This window comes from Sunxiuqinia sp. A32 (assembly GCF_052690465.1).
The window spans coordinates 180764-202678 of the sequence record NZ_JBQYLI010000006.1; the positions used below are offsets into that span (position 1 = coordinate 180764).

The following is a 21915-nucleotide window of genomic DNA, read 5'->3' on the forward strand; positions in this document are numbered from 1 at the left end:
AGTACAAAACAAATTCGTTCCCCACGCCCACAACTCGCAACTCGTAACCTGCAACACGTAACTCGAAACTTTTCATTACTTTTGCCGTGCAGACCGCTCTATCGCTTTCCGTCAGCTGACGGGAGGAGGAAAGTCCGGGCAACACAGGGCACCATGCTTCTTAACGGGAAGGTAGGCGTAAGTTTACAGCAGTGTAACAGAAAAAAACCACCTCCGCTTGATGTATTCTTGCAGAGGAAAGGGTGAAAAGGTGAGGTAAGAGCTCACCGGTTCCGTAGGCAACTTCGGAAGCCGTACACCTCATGGGTTGCAAGGCCAAATATATTCCGATTTACAGAATGGCCCATTTTGGTTTCATTTATTATTAAATGAAGGTCGGAAGGGGTAGGCTGCTAGATCGTATTAGCAATAATACGGCCAGATAAATGATAGAGGTTCTCCGTCAGCTGACGGAGAGTACAGAACCCGGCTTACAGGTCTGCTTTTTATGCTTCTGATTAGTTTCAGGAGCATTTTTTATGGTTGCAACCGGGCATAATTCCAGTTTCCCTTGTGTAATTTATAACGAATTCTGTCGTGCAAGCGATTAGGACGCCCCTGCCAAAATTCTATTTCGTATGGAACAACTAAATAGCCTCCCCAATGATCAGGCCGACGAATTTGTTCTCCTTCAAACCTACGCTCAAATTCTTCATACTGCTGCTCCAGCCCTTCCCTGCTTTCAATCTCTTTACTTTGCTTGGATGCCCAGGCTCCCAACTGACTATCCCTGGGTCTGGTTGCAAAATAATCAGTTGATTCTTGCTCCCCAATTTTCTGAACCTCACCTTTTATTCTCACTTGTCTTTCAAGTTCAATCCAAAAAAAAGTTAATGCAACTTTTGGGTTGACACTGAGCTGTAATCCTTTCTGCCCCATATAATTTGTATAAAATACAAATCCACCATCACGAACCTCCTTAAGCAAAACAACCCGAGCATCTGGTTGTCCGGATGTGGAAGTCGCCAAAATCATTGCTGTGGGTTCTTTTACCTCATATCGTATCGCATCATCCATCCAATTTCTGAAAAAATCAATTGGATTATTTGTTAAAGAATCTTCTTTAAGCTCGAATTTATGGTAGTTATTTCGAATATCTCTAAGCATTTCTCATGTAGTTTACAATTATTAAGAAACAAGCCGGAAAGCAGTTTTGTTAAAATAAAAGACAAAAATGTATTATTATGAAAAAATTACTTAGCCTTCTAGTATTTTTTGCCGGCGTTTCAGTATTTGCAGGCAATAACCAACTTCAAGTTGGAGACGAAGCACCACATAGCGATGTTAAAATGACCTGTGTTTCAGGAAAAACATTTTCATTGGCTGATCTTAAGCAGGATAACGGACTTGTAGTGATATTCTCATGCAACACCTGCCCTTTTGTAAAGAAATGGGAAGGTCGATATAACGATTTAAAAAGCTGGGCTGATAAACATCAAGTTGGAATGGCAGTATTAAATTCAAATTACAGAAACCGATCCGGTGTTGATTCCTATGAAGCAATGCAAACACATGCAAAAGAACACAATTATCAATTCCCCTATTTAGTGGACAGGGAAAGTTTGCTTGCAAATGCAATTGGAGGACAAACAACTCCTCATGTATTCTTATTTAACAGCGAAATGAAATTAGTTTACAAAGGGGCAATTGAAGACAACTATGATGACGAATCAAAAGTTAACAATGCTTACCTCAAGAATGCAATTAAAAGCATATCAGAAGGAGGAACAGTAAACCCATCTGAAACAAAACCAATTGGCTGCGGCATTAAGCGAAAAACTATATAAGTGAGCCTAATAAACGGATATGTATTTAACTTAAAACATCACAAATAAAGGGAAAACTTGAATTTTTACTCGATTCAAAATGGGTTCCAGAATAATCAACTCCGAATCTATTATAATCATAATCAATAGAATTTTAGATTTATAAGTTCGATTTTTTGCCGAACATACGAAGATTTCATTCTAGTATTTGTTAAAAACATGATTTATATCAGAGAATCCAGCAACCATAACATCCTGCATCGCAACTTTTTAGAACTGCCTTTTTGTCAATTAATCTTTTTTAACATTTATACTCTAACCTTTTTTTTAGATTGCCGTTAAAAAAACCTGCGTGCTTTAAACAGGGTTAAAAAAACTTATTTGCTAAATCACAATTTACAAAATGTATGATTTACCAATTTAGAATGACATCTATTGAAAATCCTGATTTTTTACGCTCGATTGAAATAGATAGTCAAAACACATTTGCTGATTTACATCGCTGCATACAAGAAACCTGCGGTTACGAGCCGGATCAAATGGCCTCGTTTTTCGTTCCGGGAGAAAAGCACGGCAGTCAATTGGAGATAACACTCCTTGATTTAGGATTTAGCGGAATGCAAAGCAGGATAATGGGCAAAACAACATTAAACGAATTTATAACTGATGTTAATCAGCGATTACTTTATGTATTTGACTTTTTTAATGACAGATCTTTTTATATTGAACTAACTCAAATTTCTATGGAAAAGCATCTTCAAGAAACAAAAGTAACCTTGAAAAAAGGTGAAGCTCCTGCGCAAGTGATTGAACAAGAAATGCACGATCAGGGAATTAGAACGCAGAACAACGGCGTTGTCTATCAAGACTATGGTGATCTAGATGATTATAACGAAATTTTTGGAGAGATGGAAGATTTGGTTGAAGGGGATTAATTCCCCTTCTTTTTTTATTTAAAACGGCTACCTTTGGCTTTCGCAATTAGTTATCAATGGAAAAAACGTTAGTTGTCGTATTGGGGCCTACAGGAGTCGGAAAAAGCGACCTTAGCATACGAATAGCAAAAGAATTCAGTACTGAAATAATTTCTTCAGACTCCCGTCAGATTTATAGGGAACTTAGCATAGGAACAGCTGTTCCACCGCAAAAAGACATTGAAGCGGTCAACCATCATCTCATCCACTCCCATTCAATTACAGAATATTACAGCGCAAGCCAGTTCGAGAAAGAGGCATTGGCAATCATTGAGACCTTGCATAAATACAAACCTCTGGCATTAATGACTGGTGGCTCCATGATGTACATAGATGCCTTGTGCAATGGGATAGATGAACTACCTACTGTTGACGCAAAGTTGCGTGATGAGCTAGCAAATGAATTCAAAGAATTTGGAATTGAGCATTTACGCCTTCAATTAAAAAAACTGGATCCGGTATACTATGAACAGGTGGATTTGAAAAATCCAAAACGATTACTACATGCGCTGGAAATTTGCATGATGACCGGAAAACCATATTCGTTGTTGAGAACAAAAACAATCAAACAAAGACCATTTCGAATCATCAAGATTGGACTAAACCGGGACCGGGAAGAATTATACAACAGAATCAATCTACGAGTTGATCAAATGATTGCTGACGGTTTGGAACAAGAAGCAAGATCTGTATATGAAAACCGTCACTTAAATTCATTGAACACGGTTGGTTACCGCGAACTATTCAGCTATTTTGACGGAGAAATTAGTCTAGAAAAGGCAATTGAATTGATTAAACGAAATTCCAGACACTACGCTCGTAAACAATTAACCTGGTTCCGAAAAGATCAAGCAATTAATTGGTTCCACCCAGATCAGGAGGATGAAATCGTCCAATGGCTAAAAAACGAACTTCATGAATAAAAACCTCAACCATTTCAACATTCGGGTATACGGAATATTCGAAAACGAACAAGATGAAATTCTTATTACCGACGAATTTCAACTGGACACAAAAATGACAAAATTTCCAGGGGGAGGTTTAAAATTTGGAGAAGGAACAATTGAATGCTTAAAACGAGAAATGCTTGAAGAATGTCAACAGGAAATTGGGCAGATCAAACATTTTTACACAACTGATTTTTACCAAAAAGCATTGTATTTTAAAGATCATCAACTAATCAGTATTTACTACAAGGCAAAACTAAAAGCGCCGATTAATTTTAAAATATCTCATCAACCATTTGACTTTAATGAGATGAAAAATGGGAATCAATCATTTCGATGGGTAAAAAGAAAAAATCTAAACTCGCCTGAATTTACTTTTCCAATTGACAAACATGTTGCAACTTTGCTAAAAGAAGAACAAAATTAAACCTGACCCCATTTTGAAGACTGTAAAAATCATAGGTCCTGCATTCCCTTACAGAGGTGGATTAGCCGCATATAACGAAAGACTTGCCAGAGAATTTATTTCGCAAGGGTACAAAGTCGAAATCGAAACATTCACCTTACAATACCCATCAATCCTGTTTCCGGGGAAGACACAATATGCCGATTGGGATGCCCCAAGTGAGCTTTCAATCAAGCGAACTGTGAACTCGGTGAATCCTTTAAATTGGTTGAAAATTGGTAAACGCTTGAAAAGGGAAAAGCCAGATTTATTGATGGTGAGATATTGGCTCCCATTTATGGCGCCATGTTTAGGTACAATCTGCCGAATAGTTCAAAAAAACAAACAGACAAAAGTAATCTGCCTTGCAGACAATATCATACCTCATGAAAAAAGACCCGGAGACAATCTCCTGACCAAATATTTCATGAAGAGTATTGATGGAATGGTGGCAATGTCAAAATCTGTTTTAGAGGATATTGACCAGTTCAATAAAAAACTTCCTCGTGCACTTTGTCCACATCCACTTTTTGACAATTTCGGAGAAAAAATTGAATCGAAAGAGGCAAAGAAACTATTAAAGCTGGAGCCAGATACCGGTTATTTACTATTCTTCGGCTTTATTAGAGATTACAAAGGATTGGATATTTTACTGGATGCCTTTGCAGATAGCCGGCTGGCAGAATTTCCCATCAAATTAATTGTTGCAGGAGAGTTTTACACTTCCCCGTCGCCTTACCTTGAATTAATTAAGAAATATAAGTTGCAAGACCAAATCATTCTCAAAACTGATTTTATTCCGGATGACCAGGTCTATAAATACTTTGGGGCAGCTGATTTGGTTGTTCAACCTTACAAAAGCGCGACTCAAAGTGGAGTTACTCAAATTGGCTATCATTTTGAAAAAGCTATGTTGGTGACAAATGTTGGCGGACTTCCTGAAATAATACCTGACCAAAAAGTTGGATATGTTGTTGAACCCAATGGGAAGGCAATTGCAAATGCGATCATAGACTTTTACCAAAACAATAGGCAATCAGAATTTGAAATCAACATTCTGGAGGAAAAAAAGAAATTTTCATGGGCGAATATGGTAAATGCATTTCTAACCGTTTACCATGAAGTGTCCAAACAGAGCAATCATGATTCGTGACAGAATAAAACAGTCCATATCATTGAAAGAAAATATTCTTCGTGATGACAAACTGATAAGCAATATTGAGAAGGCAGCAGAAGCTTTAATTGCATGTTATCAGCGAGGCAATAAAACCCTTTTTTGCGGGAATGGAGGAAGTGCTGCTGATGCTCAACACTTGGCTGCTGAACTTTCCGGTAAGTTTTATCTTGATCGTCCACCCATCCATGCCGAAGCCTGTCATGTAAATTCATCATTTATCACTGCTTATTCTAACGACTATCATTTCGAAAATGCATACGAGCGCTATGTCGCTTCTACCGGAAAAAAAGGAGACGTATTCATAGCTATATCCACCTCTGGAAATTCTATCAACATTATTAATGCAGCAAAAAAAGCAAAAGATATTGGGATGTTTGTTGTCGCACTAACCGGCGAAACCGGTGGAGACCTAAAAGCTATTTGCGACATTCTAATAAATGTTCCGTCCTCAAATACAGCCCGCATTCAGGAAGCACAAATTCTAATCGGACACATCATCTGTGAGATTACAGAACAAAAGCTTTTCGGAGAATAATCACTATCCTGACTGAACAATTCAAGTCTGATTGATATTCATTCTTAAAAGATTGAAAAATGAGTGAACTGAGATTTTCAGATATAACAGGTTTTAGAAGAAAAAATCTATATTTACCAGTTACAAGTCTGATCTTCACAAACAGCAAGGATTGAATGAATACACTACAAACAAAAGCTGAGCAACGGTTAATCGCTGATTATTACGACGATTTGGCACGAACATTCGGTCAACGAATCAGCGATGAAGGGAAAGAGAGAATTCAAAAGGCTTTTGAGTTTGCGAACAGTGCGCATGCAGGAGTTAAACGAAAATCCGGCGAACCGTACATCATTCATCCTTTAGCAGTTGCACATATTGTCTCAAGTGAAATTGGACTGGGAGCAACTTCAATTATTTCTGCTATTCTGCACGACGTTGTTGAAGATACCGATTACACACTTGAAGACATTGAAAATCTTTTTGGCGAAAAAGTCTCAAAAGTTGTAGACGGCCTAACAAAGCTATCAGATGAAATAACTTCTACGCACGATTCGAAGCAAGCAACAAACTTTCGAAAAATGCTCATGACGCTTTCTGATGATGTTAGGGTTATCTTGATAAAACTTGCAGACAGGCTTCACAACATGCGCACTTTAGACAGCATGCAGCCCAATAAGCAACTCAAAATAGCGGCAGAAACACTCTATATTTTCGCCCCACTCGCCCATCGACTCGGACTTTACACCATAAAGACAGAATTAGAAGACCTCAGTCTAAAATATACACATCCTGAAACATACAGTCAGATTCTTTTTCGTTTGCATAGCCAAAAAGAAAGAAGAGATTATTTGGTTGAAGAATTTATTGCCCCCATTGAAAGCCAATTGAAATCTGAAAATATCAATTTCAATATTTCGGGCAGGCTTAAATCCGTATTTTCCATATGGAATAAAATGCAAACCAAAGGGGTGTCTTTTGACGAAGTTTATGATCTAATGGCAATTCGAATTGTTTTTAATCCGAAAAATAATCTATCGGAAAAAAGGCAATGCTTTGATATTTTATCGATCATTACAGACATTTACAAGCCTAAACCAGACCGCATTCGTGATTGGATCACAATTCCTAAGGCAAATGGTTATGAAGCTTTACACGTGACCGTAATGGGGCCACAAGGGAAATGGGTTGAAGTGCAGATACGCACACAGCGGATGGATGAGATTGCCGAAAGGGGATTTGCTGCGCATTATAAGTACAAAGGAGATGAAACGCCTGAATCGGAACTTGACCGGTGGCTGGAGAAAATCAGGGAAATGCTTCAAAATCCCGAATCTGACGCGTTAGAATTTCTGGATGAATTCAAAATGAACCTGTACAGCTCCGAGATAATTGTATTTACACCAAAGGGAGAAATGGTAAATCTTCCGAAAGGATCAACAATTATTGACTTTGCTTACGAAATTCACACAGATTTGGGGAATCACTGCATCGGTGCGAAAATAAACCATAAGCTGGTTCCGGTAAGTCATGTGTTGCAAAGTGGAGACCAAGTTGAAATATTGACTTCAAAAACTCAATTGCCGGATATCTCATGGTTGAAATTTATCATTACCGCAAAAGCAAAAGGGAAAGTAAAGCAAGCATTTAAGCTGGACAAAAAGCGCCACCTTGAAAAAGGACGGGAGATCATCGAGGAAAAACTGAAGAAACACAATATTAAACCTTCGTCGGACACGCTTAAAAAGCTATCCAGTTATTACAATCTATCAAATAAAGACCAACTTTACGCCCAGGTCGGTATGGGTTTCCTTGAATTAGATGAATTGGAGAGCATTCTCAAAACAAGAAGGGAGAACAAGCTTGCAAAATTCTGGACACTCTCATTTGGCTGGAACAAAAAGGACAAGCCAGAAGAAAAACAATTTGAATTTCCGAAAAGAAAAATTGACAAAAAAGGAACATTCATCTTAAAGGAAAATCCGGAAGAGAGTAATTACTCATTAGCCAAATGTTGTCAACCCATTCCGGGAGAAGAAGTTTTGGGCTATATAAATTCAAATAATCACGTAATCATTCATAAACGTAATTGTCCGGAAGCAAACAAGCTCATGTCACAACAAGGTGACCGCATTATAACCGCCGAATGGACTAAATTCAAAAAAAGATCCTACCTCAGTCATATTAAGCTTAACGGTTTCGACCGGGTTGGCATCCTCAACGAGGTAACCACTATCATCTCAAAACAAAACAATATTAACATGCGCACAGTAATGTTTGATACGCATGATGGCATTTTCGAAGGAGACCTTTATTTATACATCCACAATGTTGAAGATTTAAAAAACCTTATTGCACGATTAATGAAAATCAAAGGAATAGATAGTGTCCTAAGAATTGAAAGTATTGAAGAATAATTTTTATTTAGTCTAAACTATTTTAAAAAAATTACTATTTTTGGCCTTTATTTAAAATTGGTTTAAGTATGAATAACCATAAAACGAAAGACACTGTGAAGAATATGTTCACAGAATATCTGGAGAAAAACGGACATCGTAAAACCCCTGAAAGGTTTGCGATACTTGAAGAAATCTATTCACGCGAAGGCCACTTTGATATCGAGTCTTTATATATTTCAATGAAAAATAAAAATTACAGAGTGAGTCGTGCGACCCTCTATAATACCATTGATCTTTTACTCGAGTGTAAGTTGGTTGTTAAACATCAGTTTGGTAAGAACATTGCTCAATTTGAAAAAGCATTTGCAACCTTACAACACGACCACATGATTGATGTGAACAATGGAGACGTACATGAATTCTATGATCCACGAATACGTCAGATTATTGAAGAGGCATGCTTAAAATACAATTTTAAATTATCGCATCACACCCTGTATATTTACGGAGAAAACATTGAACGTTAATTTGTTTTAAATTCATTATAAATAAAATCCCCTTATCAATCAGGGGATTTTTTATGCCTGTATGCGAAAAATAATTTGTAATTTTATCTGCCAAATAATTTCGACAAGGCACCGTGGAAATTCGTCCCAAACAATGACAAAATTTCTGCGGTTTAATATGTTTGAGAACTTGTAAAATAATAGAATGAAAGTAGATGTAATTTTAGGTCTTCAATGGGGAGACGAAGGAAAAGGCAAAATTGTTGATGTGCTTACCCCAAAATACGATGCGATTTCAAGATTTCAAGGCGGTCCAAATGCCGGACACACCTTAGAAATTAACGATTTCAAACAAGTTTTGCATACCATCCCTTCAGGAATTTTCCATGAAAATAAAATCAACCTGATTGGAAACGGAGTTGTGTTAGATCCAATGGTTTTTAAGAAAGAAATCGAATCAATCAAAAAGCACAATATTGATTTGACCAAAAACCTTTATATTTCTAAAAAAGCACACCTGATCCTTCCTACACACAAACTACTTGATGCTGCCTCTGAAGCAGCTAAAGGTGAAACTAAAATCGGATCTACTTTAAAAGGTATTGGACCAACATACAAAGACAAAATTGGACGCGATGGACTGCGCGTTGGAGACCTTGTCGAAAATTTTGAAGAAAAATATAAAACCCGCACACAGGCTCATAAGGAAATGCTTGAGAAGTTCTTCAACTTTGACTACAAACAAATGCTTGAAGACTGTGAGAAGGAATGGTTTGAAGGAATTGAAGCATTAAAGGCTTTCAAATTTGTTGATAGTGAACACATGGTAAATGAGCTGATCAATGATGAAAAATCAGTACTGGCAGAAGGCGCCCAGGGAACTTTACTTGACATTGATTTTGGATCGTACCCTTTTGTAACTTCTTCAAACACCATTTGTGCAGGTGCCTGTACAGGATTAGGAATTGCTCCTCAGAAAATAGGCAGTGTATTTGGCATTTTCAAAGCATACTGTACTCGCGTTGGTATGGGACCATTCCCAACAGAGCTATTTGACGAAACAGGTCAAAAATTGCGCGATTCAGGAAATGAATATGGATCGACAACAGGTCGCCCACGTCGCTGTGGCTGGCTTGACTTGGTTGCTTTAAAATATTCAATCATGATCAATGGTGTCACCGAGTTATTTATGATGAAAGGTGACGTATTAGACGACTTTGACACGATCAAGGTTTGTGTTGGTTATGAAATTGATGGCGAAGTTGTAGATAAATTCCCATTTGAGCTGAATGATGACGTTAAACCAGTTTATGTTGAGCTACCAGGTTGGAAAACTGACTTAACCAAATTAACCAGTGAAGATGAGTTCCCTGAAGAATTGAACAACTACATCAACTTTATTGAAGATGAAACAGGCTTACCTATTACAATTGCCTCAGTTGGTCCAAACAGAGCTCAGACTATTTTGCTGGAAAGAAAATAAAAACACACATTATAATATGTATGAAAGAGTCTCATTTCGAGGCTCTTTTTTTATTGCAATTTCCTACAAAATTATTTTTAAAGTAAATCTTATTAACTACTTTTAAAAGCGTTATTTCATAAAGGGACATTTTTTGTATTTCGATTTATAAACAATCGAATTATTGGTTTTAATTAACATTGAAATAACCAGAATTGCTTATAGCTGATCTCTTTGTTTGATCACTATTTTTATTGTTGCTAGTTAATATCAAAGTTTTAAAAGAAAGATTTCGCAGAGGAGAAGTTATTTAACCGTTTAATAAAACGATTATGGAAATTGTGCGTCCAACGCTTTTGCTTGACAAGGAAATTTGCATGCGGAATATTGAAAGAATGGCTCAAAAAGCAGAAGCAAAAAAGCTTCAATTCCGACCACATTTCAAAACACACCAATCAGCTCAAGTTGGTGAATGGTTCCGTGAATTTGGAGTAAAATCAATTACGGTTTCATCCGTTCAAATGGCACAATACTTTGCAAAGTACAACTGGAAGGATATTACAATTGCATTTCCTGTGAACATCCATGAAATAAATGACATCAACTCTCTGGCTTCAAAAATCAAACTAAATCTGCTTGTCGAAAATAAGGAAACACTCACTCAACTCAGCAAGTTCATCAAGGCTCCTGTTGGCATCTTCATCGAAATTGATACGGGACACAACAGAACTGGTGTGCTTCCAGGAAAAACAAATTTAATTGACACGTTACTGGAGATTATTCGAGCAAATAAGCGTTTAGATTTTAAAGGCTTTCTAACACATGCCGGCCATACTTACCAGGCAAATAGCCGACACGAGATTTTCAATTTTCATTTTGATGCATTACTCAAAATGCGATCGTTGAAAAACAGGTATAAAAAAGACTGGCCTGACTTAATTGTTTCAATGGGAGACACACCTTCTGCTAGTATTTGCGAAAATTTTGAAGGAGTGGACGAAATCAGACCGGGAAACTTCATTTTTTACGATTTAATGCAGCTAAAATTGGGCAGTTGCAGATTTGAAGATATCGCCATTCGGATGGTTTGTCCAATCGTCGCAAAAAACACTTCCCGAAATGAAATCATTGTATACGGCGGAGCAGTCCATATTTCTAAAGATTTCATTATAAATACTGCAGGAAAAAAAATGTATGCCCAAATAGTGGTAAAAAGTACAGGCGATGAAATTCTTTTAAGTGAAAAAAGCTATTTAAGTGACATGTCTCAAGAGCATGGAATCTTAAAAATTACCTACAAAGATTTTCACCTATTTAACGTTGGTGATTTTGTTGATATCATTCCTGTGCATAGTTGTCTGACTGCAAATCTGATGGGATCTTATCTTACTAATGAAGGAGAAGTGATTACGACTAGTCGTAACGAAACGATTTAGAGTTCCAAGGATCTGCTCAAAGCCTCAAGGTAAGAAGTAAGTGGATAAAGTTTCTCATCGTACCATAATGATGCAAAATAAAGCCCAATAGGCGAAGCCTGCAATCCATTTGCCTGGTAATATTCATCCAACCATTTTAGCCCCTTAATCGCAGTCTTTTTATTATTGTCAGAAATTATTGCTGAAACTGACAGCGCAGTTTCTTCAATCGTACCAGGAACATGCGCTCCTCCTCCCCAACTGCCATCATCATTTTGCACACTAACTAAAAATTTCTCCCCTTGCTCAATTAGCTCACGAATTTCAAGTGTCTTTGAATGGTCTATCCATTTATGAACGACTGAATCTTTCAGATAAGTTAAAACCCTTGCGGTTCCATAAACCGGATTCGTATGATCTGCTGTTAATTGATTTCCAAACCAAAGAGGCAGCCAACTCCCATTCTTGCGCTGATTCTTTTTAAGGTAATTGAGAGAACTATTAAAACTGCGCATATACCTTTTGAGATCCAACGGATTCAAATCATCTCCATACAGATCAATGCTAGTTGAAATCGCTAACAAGCAATGCCCCGTCAGGTCAGCACAACTTTGATCAAAAGGTAATTTACCCCAGCCTTTTGAAAATGTAGGAAATCCGCCATCTTTATTTTGAAGACGTAACAGCCAATCACACCCTGCTAATACTTGCTTCTTTACTGCTTCTTTCGACTGAAGCTGAAGCAAAGCCAATATTGTCCCCGGTGTATCATCCCCATCCGGAACCGAGCCGGAAAAATTGGTCCATCCCCACCCTCCAGGCTGACTGCCATTAAAGGGGTGTACCTCTCTGTTGTGAATATAAACTAAATGAGCTGCCAGTTTTTCCTGACCAGCGGAAGAAAGGACCTCATCTTTCATTGATCGCAGAGACTTTACGGCCAATGTACTCACCCAGGTAGAAAGATCAATATCAATTGGCCAACTTCCATCTTCTCTTTGGGTTTCCAGTAAGAACAGAATGCCTTTTTCAACCACCTTCAAATCACGAAAGCCAGATTCAATTAAACTCAAGCTTACAAAAGCGGTAAGCGGAATTGCCTCCAGAAATCCGCCACTTTCCGGCATTAAGTGATTGAGCAATTTCAGAGATGGTTTAATAGCCCATTGTCTCATTTTCCGGCTAAAAACCGAAGATTGTTTCTTTTTAAAGACGACAATTCCCACGGCAACTAACGCAGGGATAGCATAACTAACCACGCTTAAATTAAGCATTCGGTAAAACTTGCGAGGTACCAAAGATAACTCAAAAGGTAGTTGGGGAATATGATTGAAAGCTTCCTTACCGGGAACACCACACAATCCACACATCGTCAAAATGGGGACCGAAAAAGTGTAATCTTTTTTATAATGATCGAGGATGACTTTTGCCACCTGCTCCGAATAAACATCTATATTTTGGGAAGAAAGATAATCGGCAATTTTACCTTGCAATAAAGCAGTTTCACTATCTGCCAAAGTATATAAATTGCATGCTGCATATACCAACAAGCTGGTACTTACATTGCCGGGGCTTTCAGGCGTATCGCCAAAACTCCCATCTTCATTCACATTTTTCTGAAGCCAACTCAAACCTTTCAGAATCTGTTTATGATACTTTTTCTCATCATAAAAATGCAAAGCAGCAACAGCAACAGCAACGCCCAATGCACTTGACGAGAGTTCACCTTCCCAGAAGCCTTGTGGATTCATTTCTTCCAACAAAATTTCTGACAATTCATTAAACCTTTTTTCTAATTGATCTTTCTGCATTTATATCACTAATTATCTGAAAGGCTTCCCAAAGCAAGCAAGCCATAAAACGTATATTCCAAATCGCGGGTCAAATCTCCATCACCCGACAGGAAAGCTCCTTTTGCAAAATTTTGCTGGATGAAATTCAAACAGGAACTTGCAACTAATCGCATATCAAAATTACTTTTTTTCAAAGCAAATAGTGCTACAGCAGTAGAAAGCATATCAGCATTCTGAATATGTCTAAAGGAAACAAATCCACTACTTTCATTAAAATAGGATAATAATTCTTTTTGTTGATTTAGAGTTGATAATCCAACTTCTTCTCGAACAACCAATAATGCGGCAAACAAACTAGATGGGGAATCCTCCGAGGGACGATACAGACTCAAAAAGATACGCACCATCCAATTCATCCATCTTTTGCGCCCATATCTGGCATCAAACACCAATAAAAACAAAAATAATTGGTAGGAAAAATTTACAGGATATTCCTTCTTAACTAATTGTCTGAAAAAATTTATTTTCCCTTCTTGTCGGTTTAGCAGTCCTTGCTGAATAAGCATGAGTGAAAATCGATCTACCGGATTACTCTGCTCTTTCTGAGTAATTGTAAATTCTTTCAGCTTATCTAATTCTACATTTAAACCCAATGCCGAAGCCAACCAATATCCAAATAATGAATAGTATAAATCAACCTGATTCCCACGATCCTTAAAACCGCCATTTTCATGTTGGCTCGCTGCAACAAACTGTCGAATTTCCTTTTGACTGGTTTCATCCAATAGTTGCAGTCCGGCTTTTAATCGCATAATAAATTGACGATAAATTGGGATGTATGTCTGGTTGATGCCCATTTGTTGCGGATCAAAAGATTTTCCCCATCACGCCATACAAACTAAGTTTTAGTTTGAGGTTTTCAAGTTGATCCAGTTCGTGATAACATTTATCGACATACAATTTCAGGAAAGCATCAGCATGCTTGTCAACCTGCTCATCAACAATAAGCTGCCTCAATTTATTTGAATCTAATTCCCGTATCTCGTTTATACGTTCTGATTCTCCATTCTCCTGCAAACGTTCATTCAACAAGGCAACTAAAAATGGGAAATGATGGGTATGTTCTGGCTGATAATCTTCTCTGAATTCGTTCAAATCATCCCTAATCTGATAGGCAATTCCAAACCAGTCGGAAAAAGTTTCCAGTCTCTTTAATTCATCTTTTGGCGCACCACCATTAATAGCCCCAAGCAATAAAGCAACCTTAACAGCTTCGCCTGTCTTTTGAGTAAATATTTTCAATAATTGATCAACGGTTGTTGAATGAAGACGATCTGCCAACATCAAATCAGCCCCCTGCCCAGTCGCAAGATTTAAATGCGAAGATGATACCACCCGAAGTGAATCTGCCAATATTTCTGGGGCAACTGCCAGATTACTCAATAGCTGATACCCTTTTCCAATCAAATAATCCCCCACATTGATAGCAACAGGAATGCCATGTGATTTATGAAGTGTTTTTTGATCGTAACGAAAATCATCATCATCCTCAATATCGTCGTGAATAAGAGATGCTTTGTGAAAACACTCAATAATAATCGCCAAAGCTGCTTGTATATTTTCCTGTGTATTTTCAGAATACGACCGATAGGCCAAAACAGTAATCAATGGACGGATACGCTGTCCTCCCATCACCAACATTCTTTTTGCCAGCTTCTCGGTCTCATCATTAAAATGGAAGAAATCCTGCAAGGTGTATTCCGAAAAGTAATCCTGCACCTGGTCTTTTAATAACGAAACAGATAATGGCTCTTTTAACGGATTTGGCTTCAATTGGTGCATTTCTTCGAACAACCACCCATAGTCAACATTCGTATTTTCGCAACCATCATACAATAATGGCAATCCCAAAACAGGAACAGCTGCACGCGAAACCGGCTCAAACGAACGCTGCAAAACAGGCATACAACTTACACCGATAACGGCATCAATGGCACCTTCCTCAACCAACCCAACAGCAACGGTAGTACCTTCAGCCACGAGTGTTGTGTACCCTAGTGCCTCGGCTTTATTCAATACCGAATCAATCTGACATCCTTTACAGCCTGCACATATTAATCCTAAAGAATCCAACTCTCCCTGGCAACTCTGTGTATTTTTCAAACATTGGGGCAACAACAGCAAACGACGTTCAAATGGTGTTGCAGCAACCACTTCTCGCCAAATTTCATTACCGCACAAAACGATGGCAAAATCCAGGTATTGCTGTTCTGCATCACTATTTAGAATTACCTCCTCTGCCAACAACTGTAATTGCTCAAAATCAGCAGGAGGCAGAATATTCCTCTCAGCGATTAGTCGATTAGCTTCCTTTCGAAGCAAATTCCTAACCTTGACATCTTTCGGTACTTTTAATATGCGTGTTGTTTCAAACATCTTTTTTTATCCGTAAGCGCCCAAACCGAAGAATGCGCGTTTTTTAGCAAATTTATATGCCCAGTTTTTTTCAGGAATAGGCTTGCCTGAACCATGACTTGTTACGGGTATCATTGCCCGTAAACGTTCTGCTTCATTATCCCGTCCAGAAGTATCTTGCGCACCATGTTCCTCTACAAAATCGACTAACCAATTCGGATCTTCCATGATGATACAGCCATTGGTTTTTTGGGGTATCTCAACTTTCAAATCCCTCAAAAAAGCAGAGCTGCGATAAAGCTCCATTAATGGCTTTTCACCAACCCGATCAGTTGCAAACTGAATCACAGGACATGGCTCAATATAACCGGAAGCATTAATATGATGACTCAAACCGGAAGCCGCCGGACACAAACCACGGCCTTCTTCATCCCAGTATGCATCAACAATTACCAGTTTATATTTTGTTCGAGCATCTACCATGTATGTACGAAGCTGCTCAATTTCAGATTTACTAAGACTCAATTCAACAGTTGCATTTTCTCCAACCGGGCGATATATGTAATACCAAAGATAGGTCACTCCTTTTTCTATTAGAGATTGAATAAAATCAGGTGACAAAGCCAATTCCAAATTGGACTTGCAAACACTCATGGCGACACCTGTCACCAAACCAGCATTGATAGAATTATCAATTGCTTGCTGTGTTCGTTGATACACCTGTTTTCCCCCACGACGAATATCTGCTACTTGCTCATCTCCTTCAAAACTAATGAGAGGCGAAACATTGGCACATTGCCGAATCTGCTCTGCAATATCGGGAGTAAGCAACGTTCCGTTGGTAAATAACTGAAAATAGCAATCGCTGTGTTTTCTAAAAATGTCAAAAAGAGGCTTATAAAGTAATGGTTCTCCACCTAAAATTCCAAAGAAATAAGATCCTTGAGCTTTGGTTTCAGTAATAATTTGATCCAACTGCTCTTCGGACATTCTGCTGTTTTTCTTCTTGCCCATTACCCAGCATCCCTGGCAATTGAGGTTGCAATCTTCTGTCACCGAAATAAAATGAAATGCAGGAAAAAATTCTCCTTTTTTCAAACGCTTCTGAAAACGATTAAAACTAAGAGTTCCTTTCACCCCAAGGTTATATACAAATTTATATAAACACCGCCTATCCGTTCTAAACAGCAATTGCTTCAGCATACTACTTTTTCTTTTGAATACTCTTCTTAAACTCCTCCAAGGCCTTCCTGCGTTCTTCTTCTGCCATTTGAACAACACCTTGTTTAAAAATGTTTTTTCGGTTCTGATTCCGTTCATTCAGCATGACAAATAAACCATCTTTTTTCCCTCGTTGAGCGGCCCCCTTTTCACCTGGCTCAGCACCTTCCAAAACTGAATTTTCGGCCAGTCGCGGAAACATGATAGCCGAAGTTGGACAAGTACGCCCACAAGCGGGGCAATTATTTTTACAAGCCAACGGATTTACAACCGTCAGGCTTTTCTTATTATATGAATACACCCCGAATAAACAAAAACGGGCACATTGTCCGCAAAGGGTACATCTAGATTCGTCAATAACCGGGAACCAGGCCGGAACATCCAATTCGCTTACCTGAACCTGATATCTAGCTTCTCCTTCCTTAATGTGGTGTACTGTTTCAATTTCCTCCTTGATCTGACTTACGGAAAGTTCTTTAAAATTCAGCACGTCAAATTCACCCATTTGCACACCAGCCTGACGGAACATATTTTTAATCGCACGCGGATAACACGCTACAATTATCTTCTTATCATATTTCTCTCCGATCGACTGTAAAACATCTTTTTCATTGATTGAAAGTGCACATAAATCTTTCAACTCATATACATCTGCGTCAACCTGATGAAAAACTTCAGCTAATTGGTCTGTTTTTTCAATTGAAATTACATTGGCTCCACAACGGCAAAAAAGAATACAGGTCTTTTGGGTCATTCTATCTAAACATTTGAATAGCTAAATAAATTAAAATCTGCTTCAATGGAAAATACATCGTTCACTTCTGCAGCAACATTAACAAGTATTTACATTTTAATGATGACATTTACTCCAAACCATTCAATTTCAAGAATATTTTAAAACAGAAGAACAAATAAAATGAAAAATATATTGATAAGTATTCACTAAATTTGACAAAAATGAATCCCAATGAATCAATTAACTGAACTCCCAAATATTGGCAAGGTTATAGGAAACAAGTTAAAAGAAGCAGAAATTGAAACTCCAGCACAATTAAAATCGACTGGTGCAGAGCGGGCATTTCTGAGGCTTTCCGGCATTGACGACTCAGCCTGCTACAATATGCTTTGCGCTCTTGAAGGCGCGATTCAGAATATTCGCTGGCATCAGCTACCCAAAGATCGAAAAGAGGAACTCAAACATTTTTTAAATCAAATGAAACTCAAATGAAACCACGGATAACAATCATTACTCTTGGTGTGAAAAATTTAAATCATTCCAGGGAATTTTACAAAAAAGCCTTAGGTTGGACACCTGCAAAAGGAAGCGATGAAAATATTGTCTTTTACGATCAGGGAGGTATTTCGTTTGCCCTCTACCCCATCGATAAACTTGCTGAAGATGCGAAATTGCCATCAGAAAGAATTGGTTTTTCCGGTGTCACATTAGCTATTAACACCGAAAGCAAAGAAGAAGTGGATCAGCTGTACAATCAAGTAATTGCGAATGAAGCCAAATCATTGGTTGAACCCCGTGAAACTTTTTGGGGTGGCTACGATGCCTATTTTGCCGATCCTGACGGCCAAGCATGGGAAATTGCTTGGGCACCATTTTGGAAATACGATGAAAAAGGAAGTTTGATGTTTGAGTAAACAAACATTTCTAAAAAAATAACTTTCCCCCGATATTCAAAAATTATGAAACTAAAACATAAAATATTTCATCTAGTAGAAAAGGGATCGCACGGTTCAAAAATGAATTTGATTTTTGATTATTCAATAATGGCTCTAATTATTTTAAATACAATCGCAATCATTCTAAAATCAATTCCTGAAATCAATTCACACATTCGTATATTTTTAATTGAATTTGAGATTTTTTCCGTAATTATTTTCTCAATCGAATATCTATTGAGAATTTATGTTGCAGATATGACTCATCCTTCTCCTTCAAAAACAAAATCCATTGTAAAATTTATTTTTTCTCCTTACGGAATAATTGACTTATTAGCAATATTGCCATTTTATTTACCTTTCATTATTTCCATCGATTTGAGATTTCTTAGAATACTTCGATTAATGAGATTTCTCAGACTAATGAAAATTAATCGATATAATAGTTCTCTCAAACTAATAGGAGAAGTAATTAAAGAAAAGAAGACAGAATTGGCAATGACGGGTTTTATTACCTTACTTATCTTGCTAATAGCATCTTTTCTGATGTATGATGTAGAAGGGAAAGTACAACCAGAAAAATTTCCAAATATTTTGGCTTGTTTCTGGTGGGCAATTGCGACACTAACTACAGTTGGGTATGGTGATGTTTACCCTATTACAGCGTTAGGCAAATTTATTAGTGGCGTAATTGCAACTGTTGGAATTGGCATAGTTGCTTTACCAACAGGAATAATAAGCGCAGGATTTATGGGAAAAATCGAGAACAAGAAAAATCCAGTTCAAAAATGTCCCCATTGCGGTAAAAACACTCAACCTTAAATTCCATTTCACAGCAAACAAACTAAAGTTCCTATGATTAAACCAATTTAATGCAAAACAGTATTTTCACAAAAGTATACTATGCCCTATTCTTCAAAAATACACGACCAGGCTTTTGACAAGTACGCTCAGAACACCAAGGATTGGGGATTTCTATTTTCTGCGATCCTGGCCATTATTGTTATCAGTAGTTTTTATGCTTACGGTGAATTTAGTGATGAAATGGATAATCCCGAAGCAATCCAAATTGGATTCATAATTGGATTAATGTTCTTACTTATTGGTTATGTGGCTGGCCGATCAACTACTAAAGCTCAAACCTGGGACGGTGTTATCGTTGATAAAAAAACAAAAACTACAACCAAAGACATTGGATACCCAGGGGTAAAAGCCGAGCGACATGTATTCACTATTCTTATAAAAGATGGGAATGGAAGAATTCACGAAATAAGAGACGAGGACGATGAAACTGTTTTTAACTACTATAATATAGGAGATAAAGTAAGATATCACGGCAAATTAAAGTCGTATGAAAAATATGACAAATCGAAAGATGAAATTATTTTTTGTAATGCCTGTGCCTTTTTGCACGACATAGAGGAGGATATTTGCAAAAATTGTGGTTGCCCTTTATTAAAATAATTGACATGGCAGTTTGAATGAGTTATTGATATGGAAGAGCTATTTAAAAAATTCATTGAAAAGTCATTCCGAACTTGTTTCGGAATCTCAAGAAATTCCCTATCAAATTAAAAGATTCTGAAATAAATTCAGGATGACATGGACAAGACTTTTTAAATAGCTCTTCGGTAAAAGTGCCGCCAATCCATCTATTTCACAGGAACATTCTCAAGTGTTGTCAATAAAAAGTCCCAAAATTTCTGAACGGTTTCAATATTCACTTTTTCATCTGGAGAATGAGGGTATTTAATAGTTGGCCCAAAAGAAATCATATCCCAACTTGGATAAGTAGCTCCCAAAATACCACATTCCAGTCCCGCATGCATGGCTAACAGCTTCGGTTCAACACCATATTTCTTTGCATACAAATTTTTCATGACTTCCAATATCGCCGAATCCATGTTGGGTATCCATCCCGGATAACTACCTTCCAAAATAACCTTTGCTCCGGCCAATTTAAACACGGATTCCAATCTGGATGCTAAAGCCATCTTTGCCGTTTCGGAAAAACTTCTAACCAAACAACTGATTTCTATTTCCTTTTTATTGCTTTTAACAATTGCCAGATTTGAAGAAGTTTCCACTGTATTCACCATGGTGTCACTCATTCGTGCCACATCATTTGGAACAGACCAAATTGCGTCTGTCAGTTTTTTCTGCAGCTTCTTATCCAGTATTGTTTTGGGTATCGGTGCCTCTTCAATCACAATGGACAAATCAGGCTCTACATGAGCTAATTCAACTTTTATTTCAGATCCAAGTTGCTCTACTTTTTCATGTAGCTTTTCTGCATACTTTTGCTTTACCACGATAACGCCAAATGCCTCGCGAGGAATTGCATTTCTCAGGCTTCCCCCATCAATTTCAGATAACCCAGCCTTCAGTTCGCTATTTAGCGCTTTCAAAATGCGGAAGAATATTTTGTTTGCATTCCCTCTCCCCAAATGAATATCAACCCCGGAATGACCACCTTTTAAGCCCGTAATACTTAATTTGTATGCTTGAATATCCTTTGACTTTATCTTCTTTCTTTTGCTTTTAAAAGTGGCCACTACGTCAATTCCTCCGGCACAGCCTACACTAAAAGTACCTTCATCTTCAGTGTCTGTATTCAAAAATATGTCTCCTTCCAAAAGACCAGCTTCCAAACCTTCTGCTCCATCCATGCCAGTTTCTTCCGTTGCAGTAAACAATCCTTCTACTGGACCGTGCTTTACACTGTCAGATGCCAAAACTGCCATTGTCGCAGCAACACCAATTCCATTATCGGCTCCAAGAGTGGTTCCATTAGCGGTCACCCAACCTCCATCAATAAAGGTTTCAATCGGATCATTTTCAAAGTCGTGTTCTTTATCGCTGTTTTTCTGCGGCACCATATCCAGGTGTCCTTGGAGAATCACACCTTTTCTGTTTTCCATTCCCGGAGTTGCAGGCTTGCGAATAATAATATTTCCTGCTGCATCTTTTATTGTTTCCAAGCCCAATTTCTGACCAAATTCAAAGACAAAATCCTGAATACGAGCTTCATGATTTGAAGGTCGTGGAATTTGAGTCAAACTATAAAAATAATCCCAAAGTGCTTTGGGTTCGAGATTTGTAATTTCTTTATTCATTTTTTGTTTGATTTATCATTCATAAGAATCATCCCCTAAAAGTACAACTGAAGTG

21 protein-coding genes and 1 other RNA gene are annotated in these 21915 nt (G+C 37.8%); 15 read left to right on the forward strand and 7 right to left on the reverse strand.

Annotated elements, in window-relative coordinates:
* Window positions 1-85 precede the first annotated feature (85 nt).
* Window positions 86-489: RNase P RNA component class A (gene rnpB / locus ACUNWD_RS08295), an RNA gene on the forward strand.
* 27 nt (window positions 490-516) lie between these two features.
* Here the strand turns inward: rnpB and pdxH are convergent.
* On the reverse strand, window positions 517-1146 hold the full coding sequence (gene pdxH / locus ACUNWD_RS08300) for a pyridoxamine 5'-phosphate oxidase (RefSeq protein ID WP_445587326.1): 630 nt from the start codon (window positions 1144-1146) through the stop codon (window positions 517-519).
* Between the two features lie 77 nt (window positions 1147-1223).
* Between pdxH and ACUNWD_RS08305 the strand changes: the two genes are divergently transcribed.
* The 10 genes from ACUNWD_RS08305 to ACUNWD_RS08350 all read left to right on the forward strand — a co-directional run bounded on the left by ACUNWD_RS08305 (window position 1224) and on the right by ACUNWD_RS08350 (window position 11665).
* Window positions 1224-1826: a thioredoxin family protein gene (locus tag ACUNWD_RS08305; RefSeq protein ID WP_445587327.1), complete on the forward strand. Its 603-nt coding sequence runs from the start codon at window positions 1224-1226 to the stop codon at window positions 1824-1826.
* Between the two features lie 404 nt (window positions 1827-2230).
* Entirely contained in the window at window positions 2231-2740 is a 510-nt protein-coding gene (locus tag ACUNWD_RS08310) for an IS1096 element passenger TnpR family protein (RefSeq protein WP_445587328.1), read from the forward strand.
* A gap of 56 nt (window positions 2741-2796) precedes the next feature.
* Window positions 2797-3702, forward strand: a complete 906-nt coding sequence (gene miaA, locus ACUNWD_RS08315; protein ID WP_445587329.1) for a tRNA (adenosine(37)-N6)-dimethylallyltransferase MiaA — start codon at window positions 2797-2799, stop codon at window positions 3700-3702.
* Window positions 3695-4153 carry an NUDIX domain-containing protein gene (locus tag ACUNWD_RS08320; protein ID WP_445587330.1) on the forward strand — a complete coding sequence of 153 codons (459 nt, stop codon included), beginning with the start codon at window positions 3695-3697 and terminating at the stop codon, window positions 4151-4153. The genes miaA and ACUNWD_RS08320 overlap by 8 nt, the downstream gene beginning before the upstream one ends.
* 13 nt (window positions 4154-4166) lie before the next feature.
* On the forward strand, window positions 4167-5324 hold the full coding sequence (locus tag ACUNWD_RS08325; protein ID WP_445587331.1) for a glycosyltransferase: 1158 nt from the start codon (window positions 4167-4169) through the stop codon (window positions 5322-5324).
* Window positions 5314-5883, forward strand: a complete 570-nt coding sequence (locus ACUNWD_RS08330) for a D-sedoheptulose-7-phosphate isomerase (RefSeq protein WP_445587332.1) — start codon at window positions 5314-5316, stop codon at window positions 5881-5883. The genes ACUNWD_RS08325 and ACUNWD_RS08330 overlap by 11 nt, the downstream gene beginning before the upstream one ends.
* Window positions 5884-6038: 155 nt before the next feature.
* Window positions 6039-8279: a RelA/SpoT family protein gene (locus tag ACUNWD_RS08335; protein WP_445587333.1), complete on the forward strand. Its 2241-nt coding sequence runs from the start codon at window positions 6039-6041 to the stop codon at window positions 8277-8279.
* A gap of 68 nt (window positions 8280-8347) precedes the next feature.
* Window positions 8348-8788, forward strand: coding sequence for a Fur family transcriptional regulator (locus tag ACUNWD_RS08340; protein ID WP_445587334.1), 441 nt, complete (start codon window positions 8348-8350; stop codon window positions 8786-8788).
* Between the two features lie 184 nt (window positions 8789-8972).
* The gene (locus ACUNWD_RS08345) at window positions 8973-10250 is read left to right on the forward strand and encodes an adenylosuccinate synthase (protein ID WP_445587335.1); all 1278 of its coding nucleotides are present in this window, start codon (window positions 8973-8975) and stop codon (window positions 10248-10250) included.
* Between the two features lie 311 nt (window positions 10251-10561).
* On the forward strand, window positions 10562-11665 hold the full coding sequence (locus ACUNWD_RS08350; RefSeq protein ID WP_445587336.1) for an alanine racemase: 1104 nt from the start codon (window positions 10562-10564) through the stop codon (window positions 11663-11665).
* On the opposite strand, the gene ACUNWD_RS08355 is transcribed toward ACUNWD_RS08350, so the two are convergent.
* Genes ACUNWD_RS08355 through ACUNWD_RS08375 form a run of 5 tightly spaced genes read right to left on the reverse strand, consistent with a single transcriptional unit; the run spans window position 11662 to window position 17827 of the window.
* On the reverse strand, window positions 11662-13455 hold the full coding sequence (locus tag ACUNWD_RS08355) for a hypothetical protein (protein WP_445587337.1): 1794 nt from the start codon (window positions 13453-13455) through the stop codon (window positions 11662-11664). The two genes, ACUNWD_RS08350 and ACUNWD_RS08355, sit on opposite strands and share 4 nt — an antisense overlap.
* Window positions 13456-13463: 8 nt before the next feature.
* Window positions 13464-14294, reverse strand: coding sequence for a hypothetical protein (locus tag ACUNWD_RS08360; protein ID WP_445587338.1), 831 nt, complete (start codon window positions 14292-14294; stop codon window positions 13464-13466).
* A 10-nt stretch (window positions 14295-14304) separates the two neighbouring features.
* A complete protein-coding gene (locus tag ACUNWD_RS08365; protein ID WP_445587339.1) occupies window positions 14305-15873 on the reverse strand; it encodes a polyprenyl synthetase family protein in 1569 nt (522 codons plus the stop codon).
* Between the two features lie 6 nt (window positions 15874-15879).
* Window positions 15880-17055, reverse strand: coding sequence for a radical SAM/SPASM domain-containing protein (locus tag ACUNWD_RS08370; RefSeq protein ID WP_445587340.1), 1176 nt, complete (start codon window positions 17053-17055; stop codon window positions 15880-15882).
* Between the two features lies 1 nt (window position 17056).
* Window positions 17057-17827: a 4Fe-4S binding protein gene (locus tag ACUNWD_RS08375; protein WP_445587341.1), complete on the reverse strand. Its 771-nt coding sequence runs from the start codon at window positions 17825-17827 to the stop codon at window positions 17057-17059.
* Window positions 17828-18040: 213 nt separating this feature from the next.
* Between ACUNWD_RS08375 and ACUNWD_RS08380 the strand changes: the two genes are divergently transcribed.
* The 4 genes from ACUNWD_RS08380 to ACUNWD_RS08395 all read left to right on the forward strand — a co-directional run bounded on the left by ACUNWD_RS08380 (window position 18041) and on the right by ACUNWD_RS08395 (window position 20208).
* Entirely contained in the window at window positions 18041-18301 is a 261-nt protein-coding gene (locus tag ACUNWD_RS08380; RefSeq protein WP_445587342.1) for a TfoX/Sxy family protein, read from the forward strand.
* Window positions 18298-18723 (forward strand): VOC family protein, encoded by a 426-nt coding sequence (locus ACUNWD_RS08385; protein WP_445587343.1) that lies wholly within the window; start codon window positions 18298-18300, stop codon window positions 18721-18723. Before ACUNWD_RS08380 ends, ACUNWD_RS08385 begins: the two co-directional genes overlap by 4 nt.
* A 45-nt stretch (window positions 18724-18768) precedes the next feature.
* Window positions 18769-19566: an ion transporter gene (locus tag ACUNWD_RS08390; RefSeq protein WP_445587344.1), complete on the forward strand. Its 798-nt coding sequence runs from the start codon at window positions 18769-18771 to the stop codon at window positions 19564-19566.
* An 81-nt stretch (window positions 19567-19647) separates the two neighbouring features.
* The gene (locus ACUNWD_RS08395; protein WP_445587345.1) at window positions 19648-20208 is read left to right on the forward strand and encodes a hypothetical protein; all 561 of its coding nucleotides are present in this window, start codon (window positions 19648-19650) and stop codon (window positions 20206-20208) included.
* 188 nt (window positions 20209-20396) lie between these two features.
* On the opposite strand, the gene ACUNWD_RS08400 is transcribed toward ACUNWD_RS08395, so the two are convergent.
* Window positions 20397-21860, reverse strand: coding sequence for an aminoacyl-histidine dipeptidase (locus ACUNWD_RS08400; protein ID WP_445587346.1), 1464 nt, complete (start codon window positions 21858-21860; stop codon window positions 20397-20399).
* Window positions 21861-21915 lie beyond the last annotated feature (55 nt).